This window comes from Winogradskyella sp., assembly GCF_025210595.1.
Taxonomy (GTDB): Bacteria; Bacteroidota; Bacteroidia; order Flavobacteriales; family Flavobacteriaceae; genus Winogradskyella.
Window position 1 is genome coordinate 1 of record NZ_JAOARH010000024.1, and the last position, 3649, is coordinate 3649.

Genomic DNA, 3649 nt, shown 5'->3' on the forward strand with positions numbered 1-3649 from the left:
GAGATTTAGTTTGTGCCGTTCATTTTTTAATGTTCTATGTTTAAAATGAAAAGGTCGCTCTTCTCCAAAACTTACAGAGGCAATAACAGGGTTTTTACCTAATTCTTTTTCATTATCTGCATGCCAGCCATTACTGTCATTACCATTGCGATAAAGGTTGATTAATAGTGTGTTGAATTTTTTATTTGAAATTTTTTCAACTTTAGACTTTATAACTTTTAATGACTTAGTGAATGGTTCTGGATGCATGGTGATGCTAGAGTAACTATAAGTTTGGTTAGTGTCACCATAAAGCGCAGTAAGTCTTGGCTGTTTATAGGTTTTTCCGAATATGGTTATGTCATCGTGTTGCCAATTGGTGTCTTCTTTTATAGCACTAAAATAATTGTCGGACTCTAGCTTATTAAAAAAGTTAGGAATATAAACCAGTTCTGCATTAGGTAGAATAAAATGTTGTTTCTCTTCAGAAAACAAGTTCATAGCATAATTTTTCTCTAAATTAGTGCTTCGTTATGACTTATAAAACATTCCTATACTTTATTGCATTTGTATTAATTGGTTTTGGCTTTAATCAAAAAGAAGATTTACCAGAAGATTTTGTCTATGTAAAATCTGTAATACCAGACTTAGATGTAGAATTACGCTATTATGGTGTAAATAATTTTGTTGGCGATACTATTGATGGTTATAATGCTAACAAGCTTATTTTAACTAAAGCTGCGTCAGATAAATTAAAACTGGTTCAGGATGAATTGCAGCAGCACAATTTATGTTTAAAGGTTTATGATGGTTACCGTCCGCAACGTGCTGTGAATCATTTTATGCGTTGGGCAAAAGATTTAAATGATACTATTAATAAGTCTGTTTTTTATCCAGATATAGCAAAACGAAATTTATTTAAGGAAGAGTATATTGCTTCACGATCTGGCCACAGTAGAGGTAGTACAGTAGATTTAACAATCATAGATGGTAATACTGGTATTCCTTTAGATATGGGAAGTCCTTATGATTTCTTTGGGCAGCAATCTTGGGTGGATTATGATGGTATAACAGAAGTACAACAAAAAAATAGACAATTACTTCAAACCGTTATGTTAAAGCATAATTTTAGAAACTACCCAAAAGAATGGTGGCATTTTACGTTGCGTTGGGAACCTTTTCCTAACACTTATTTTGATTTTGAGGTGGAGTGATTATTTGAATTATCAATCCTTAAAAGTATTGTATTCTAAACCAATCCCATAATTATATAAATCTTTATCTAATAAGCTAGATTTAAACTTATTGCCTTTATCAAACTTTACCCAGTCATTACCATTAATAAACACTCGTTTTATATAAGTGTTTTTTGTCTCAATTTTATCCGTAAACGGCAAAAGTGGTCTAAAATTGGTTGGAATTTTTACAGTTCCGTTTTTTGTTTTTATTTCTTTATACTTTTTGTTTGGTAAAAGTTTTCCGTTTTTATCTGTATAACCCATAACTTGTATAGATACAAAAAAACCGTTTTTAGGTATATAAAGGTCGTATTCTTCTACATTGAGCGTATAAGCATCACCATCTTTTTCGGTAGCTCTAAAAACAATAGTTTCGTAGGTGAGTGTGTTTCCTGGTTTCCCATTATCGTTAGTGTAGAAATTAACTTTAAACAAAGTAGAAAACTTCTTTTTATCGCTATTGCTGCGTTTTCGTTTTTTCCAATCTTTAGATTCTAAGGCAATGGGAAATATTACTGATGTTAATTTTTGATCTTTATCAGACTTTTTTGGGAAATAAACTGCAATTTCAGATTCTATAGTAGGCAACCAACAATTGTAGTAATCATCATCAAGATAAGGTTTTAAAGTTTCTTCTTTAAATTTTCTATTAGACTTAATGCTTAGTACAACTTCATCTAATTCATCTATTTTAGATTGTAATAATAGTGAATCAGTTAAGTTTTTTGCAGCAACACTTAAGTTCTTATAGCCAATAGCAGAGATGTAAAGCGAATCTACATCTGGATATAATTTTTTGGTGAAAAAAAACTTGCCTTCATCATCAGCAAAAATACCATTACCATTTCCGAAAGAAATGGTAGCATAGCTTACAGGGATTTTAGAAACACTATCTAAAACTGTGATTTGAGCAAAGCTTATTTGACTAATTAAGAGTAGGAATAAAATTTTTTTCATTTTATGTAATGCTTCAATTGATGAAAAATTAACCGAATTAAAGATGCTGAAATAAATTCAGCATAACAAATTATAATAATAAACAGTTGTGCTTTTTAACAATTATTAAATTTCAATTTTATTTTTTATGTAATTAAACCATATGAAAGTTTTGAAGTCTATATCATTAGACAAAAATTTTTAAGAATGAATAAACTCTACTTAACACTAACCTTAATTATAAGTATGCTCTTCTTTTCTTGTAGTGAAGATGACAATTCTACAGAATCAATATTAATTGCCGATTTTGAAGCAGCTATACTTTTAGGTGAAAATCAAGCCATTGTTACATTAACAAATCTATCGCAAAATGCTACGACTTATGAGTGGTTATTTCCTAATGGAAATCCAGAAAGCTCTATAGAAGAAAGCCCAACAATAGCCTATACTGAAAACGGAACCTATTCAATAACTCTAGAAGCATCAAATGGTTCTGAAACAGAGATGAAAACAATAGATATTACCATAGATAATATTCCAGATAATGGTCATATACCTTATCGTTATCTCGAAAATGATGGAATTTTTATGTATTACGAAACAGATAATGTTGAGGTGTATCAGAGCTTAATACCTGATGAATTTAACATGCCAAGTCGAATGGTTGTCTTTGCATTTTTTAATGACTTTTACGAGTTAGACTATGGAGCTACACCTTATAAAGAAAATGCAATTTCTATACTTGTTGAACATGAAGGCGAAGAGTTTTTTCATGTTGTTTATATGCCTGTAACAGACGAACACTCAATGTGGGCAGGCATTATAGGCTTAGGATTGCCTAAGACATTAGGAGAAATAAATTTTTATAGAAATAATCCTGTTTACTATGGAGATGCAGTAAATCCATTAGATGGCACAATGAATATGAGTGTAAATACTGAAAATTACACCATAGATGATGATGCCAAACAAGATATGATTAATTTATCATTGCTTAGGTCTTTACAAATAAGAAATGGAAATATCATAGAAATAGGAAAAACTGGTGGAAATGAAACCAGTGTAATACATATTGCAGAGCAGTTTCCAAATTTGGTAACATTAAAATTTGGTGAAGCCACAATATCTACAAATACAGATTCAATTGCTTTTAACCATCCTTTAGACCTAACTCCTTCAAACATAATAGGAGGATATTACCTTAAAAATACAATTCCTTTTGGTTTAACAGGAAATCTTTTTTGAAAACCACGAATATAAATGCATGTACAATAAGTAACAATACAGTGCTTATGCATAAAAAAAACGTCTCATTTATAAATGAGACGTTTTTCCTTTTTTTTGATTGATGAATTGTTGTGTTTAATTATCTAAAGCTTTTTTGGTTTGTGTAAAGCCAATATATAATCCTAGTCCAGCCATTAAAAAGATCATTGCAGGATATATGGCATTATCGTCTAAACCTGTATAGGTTTCTAATATATTGGCAATTAACA

General features: G+C 30.3%; 4 protein-coding genes. 2 read left to right on the forward strand and 2 right to left on the reverse strand.

Going from position 1 to position 3649, the window contains the following annotated elements; all coding sequences use genetic code 11:
- The coding region (locus tag N4A42_RS02060; protein WP_294069179.1) for an alpha-ketoglutarate-dependent dioxygenase AlkB at positions 1-480 on the reverse strand (480 nt) is incomplete at its 3' end.
- Positions 481-512: 32 nt separating this feature from the next.
- Between N4A42_RS02060 and N4A42_RS02065 the strand changes: the two genes are divergently transcribed.
- The gene (locus tag N4A42_RS02065; protein ID WP_294069182.1) at positions 513-1193 is read left to right on the forward strand and encodes a M15 family metallopeptidase; all 681 of its coding nucleotides are present in this window, start codon (positions 513-515) and stop codon (positions 1191-1193) included.
- A 12-nt stretch (positions 1194-1205) separates the two neighbouring features.
- On the opposite strand, the gene N4A42_RS02070 is transcribed toward N4A42_RS02065, so the two are convergent.
- Complete coding sequence (locus tag N4A42_RS02070) at positions 1206-2174, reverse strand: hypothetical protein (protein WP_294069185.1); 969 nt, start codon at positions 2172-2174, stop codon at positions 1206-1208.
- 186 nt (positions 2175-2360) lie between these two features.
- Here N4A42_RS02070 and N4A42_RS02075 point away from each other — a divergent pair, with 186 nt between their 5' ends.
- Positions 2361-3398: an acetoacetate decarboxylase family protein gene (locus tag N4A42_RS02075; RefSeq protein ID WP_294069188.1), complete on the forward strand. Its 1038-nt coding sequence runs from the start codon at positions 2361-2363 to the stop codon at positions 3396-3398.
- Positions 3399-3649 lie beyond the last annotated feature (251 nt).